Consider the following 3,155-nt stretch of genomic DNA (forward strand, 5'->3'; position numbering starts at 1 on the left):
CGCCGCGGGGCGTCCGCCTCCCGGCGGCACCCCGCGTACTACGCCGGGAGTACGTGCGCACGACGGGCCGCCCTCCCGCGGCGGCCCTCCCGCAGGCGTGTGCGCGGGCCTACTCCGGGGAGCCGGCCCTGCGGTGGTCCGCCTCCTCCGCCTCGACGGCCGCCTCGGCGTCCGCGGCCTCCGGCACCGCGACCGGGTCCGTCGTGCGGGCGGCGCCCTCCCTGCGGTCGAACGCGTTGAGCGCGCGCCGCGCGAGCGGATGCGTGCGCACCAGGCCGGCCAGCGTCGTGGAGCCGCGCACGATGTCCGTGAAGGCGTTCCACGCGGGCCTGATCGTGGTCAGGACGCCGTGTATCACGGCGGGGCGACGCTCGAAGATGGCCAGCATCCGCCGCCCGACCGCCATCTCCACGCCGAGGCCGGCCTTGATCGCGAACGCGTAGTTCAGCGCCTGCCGGCGGGCGTCCACGGCGTCGTGGGACTCCGCGATCCGCACGGCCCACTCCCCCGCGAGGCGGCCGGAGCGCAGCGCGAAGGAGATGCCCTCGCGCGTCCACGGCTCCAGCAGCCCCGCCGCGTCGCCGCAGACCAGCACCCGTCCGCGGGAGAGCGGGGAGTCGTCGCTGCGGCAGCGGGTCAGGTGGCCCGAGGAGACGGCGGGCTCGAAGCCGGCGAGGCCGAGGCGCGCGACGAAGTCCTCCATGTACCGCTTGGTGGCGGCCCCTTCGCCGCGTGCCGAGATCACACCGACGGTGAGGGTGTCGCCCTTGGGGAACACCCAGCCGTAACTGCCCGGCAGCGGGCCCCAGTCGAGGTGGATGCGGCCCTTCCAGTCCTCGGCGACGGTGGGCGGCACGGGGATCTCGGCCTCCAGGCCGAGGTCGACCTGGTCGAGCTTCACGCCGACGTGGGCCCCTATGCGGCTGGCGCTGCCGTCTGCGCCGACGACCGCGTGCGCGAGGACCGTCGCGCCGCCGTTCAGCACGACCGCGACCGTGCGCCGGTCGGGCACGGCGGGACCGTGCTGCTCGACGCGGGAGACGGTGACGCCGGTGCGCAGCACCGCCCCCGCCTTCTCGGCGTGCTCGACCAGGCTCGCGTCGAACTCGGGCCGGTTGATGAGGCCGAAGAGCATGCGCTTGGAGCGTCGTGTGCGCGTCAGGCGGCCGTTCAGCGAGAACGTCACCGCGTGGACCCGGTCCTTGAACGGCAGTTCGAAGCCGGGGGGCAGCGCGTCGCGCGAAGGTCCGATGATTCCGCCGCCACAGGTCTTGTAGCGGGGCAGCTCCGCCTTCTCCAGGAGCAGCACCCGACGGCCCGCGACGGCCGCCGCGTAGGCCGCGGACGCTCCGGCAGGTCCTGCGCCGACCACGACGACATCCCACACCGGCTCGTCGCTCTCCAGGCCGGCGTCTGCGTTCTCGCTGCTCACGGTGTGCTTCTGCTCCCGACTTGGCGTGTTGCACTGTTGACGGACGGCATCCTACGGCGCGGGCCCCGCGGACCCGCTGTGGGAGGATCATCCTGCCATCGGCCCATGTGAACCGACCGCAACCACCCGTACAACGTGTCATCCCTCAGGAGCGTGCCCATGACCACGGATCCGATCGCGGAAATCGACCCGATCGCACAGACAGTCGCTTCCCTCATGCCGAAGGCGAAGGCGGAACTGTCGGAGCTCGTGGCGTTCGCCTCCGTGGCCGACCCCGCCCAGTACCCGAAGAGCGAGTGCGAGGCGGCCGCGAACTGGATCGCGGACGCGCTGCGCGCGGAGGGCTTCGAGGACGTCGAGCTGCTCGACACCCCCGACGGCACCCAGTCCGTGTACGGGCGCCTCGCGGGTCCCGAGGGCGCTCCGACGGTGCTGCTGTACGCGCACTACGACGTGCAGCCGCCCCTGGACGAGGCGGGCTGGACCTCGCCGCCGTTCACGCTGACCGAGCGGGACGGCCGCTGGTACGGGCGGGGCACCGCCGACTGCAAGGGCGGCGTGCTGATGCACCTGCTCGCGCTGCGCGCCCTCAAGGCCGCGGGCGGCGTCCCGGTGACCGTGAAGGTCATCGCGGAGGGCTCGGAGGAGCAGGGAGGCGGCGGGCTGGAGCGCTACGCGGAGCAGCACCCCGACCTGCTCACCGCGGACGCGATCGTGATCGGCGACACCGGCAACTTCCGGGCGGGCGTGCCCACCGTCACGGCGACCCTGCGCGGCATGACGATGCTCGCGGTCCGCGTGGACACCCTGGCGGGCAACCTGCACTCCGGCCAGTTCGGCGGGGCCGCCCCGGACGCCCTGGCGGCGCTGGTGCGGATGCTCGACTCGCTGCGCGCCGAGGACGGCTCCACCACGATCGACGGCCTCGCCGCGGACGAGGACTGGCGGGGACTCACGTACGAGGAGGCCGACTTCCGGGCCGACGCCGGCGTGCTGGACGGGGTCGGGCTGATCGGCTCCGGCTCGGTCGGCGACCGGATCTGGGCCCGCCCGGCGGTGACCGTGCTCGGCATCGACTGCCCGCCGGTCGTCGGCGCGACCCCGTCCGTGCAGGCGAGCGCCCGGGCGGTGATCAGTCTGCGGGTCCCCCCGGGCCAGGACGCCGACGAGGCGAGGGGCCTGTTGGCCGCGCACGTCCGGCGGCACGTGCCGTGGGGCGCGAAGGTCGAGATCGAGGACATGGGCCAGGGCCAGGCCTTCCGAGCCGACACGTCGAGCGCCGCGTACACGGCCATGGCCGACGCGATGGCGGTGGCGTACCCGGGGCAGGAGATGCAGACGGCGGGCCAGGGCGGCTCCATCCCGCTGACCAGCACGCTGGCGGGCCTGTACCCGGACGCGGAGATCCTGCTCATCGGCCTGAGCGAGCCGGAGGCGCGCATCCACGCGGTCGACGAGAGCGTGGACCCGCAGGAGCTGCGCCGCCTGTCCGTCGCCGAGGCCCACTTCCTGCGCCGGTACGCGGAGTCCCGCAAGGCCTGACGCCGGCGGGCCCGGTGCGCCCGTGCCGCGGCCGCCCGAGGGCGGCCCGCACGGGGGCACCGAAGCTCCGGCGGCCGCCGGCCGCTGCGGGAACACCTCGGGCTGGACTTCGCCGCGGCCAACACACTGGAGATCGTGGACGGCGTGCTGACCGGCCGGGTCGTCGGCGGGGTCGTCGACC

2 protein-coding genes are annotated in these 3,155 nt (G+C 74.5%); one reads left to right on the forward strand and one right to left on the reverse strand.

Annotation, left to right across the window (positions count from 1 at the left end):
• Positions 1–109: 109 nt before the first annotated feature.
• Positions 110–1,432, reverse strand: coding sequence for a geranylgeranyl reductase family protein (locus tag L1885_RS26160; protein ID WP_235799638.1), 1,323 nt, complete (start codon positions 1,430–1,432; stop codon positions 110–112).
• A gap of 159 nt (positions 1,433–1,591) precedes the next feature.
• On the opposite strand from L1885_RS26160, the gene L1885_RS26165 reads away from it, so the two are divergent.
• The gene (locus L1885_RS26165; RefSeq protein ID WP_235799639.1) at positions 1,592–2,974 is read left to right on the forward strand and encodes a dipeptidase; all 1,383 of its coding nucleotides are present in this window, start codon (positions 1,592–1,594) and stop codon (positions 2,972–2,974) included.
• Positions 2,975–3,155: the final 181 nt, after the last annotated feature.

It is taken from the genome of Streptomyces fuscigenes (genome assembly GCF_021556455.1).
Classification (GTDB): Bacteria; Actinomycetota; Actinomycetes; order Streptomycetales; family Streptomycetaceae; genus Streptomyces; species Streptomyces fuscigenes.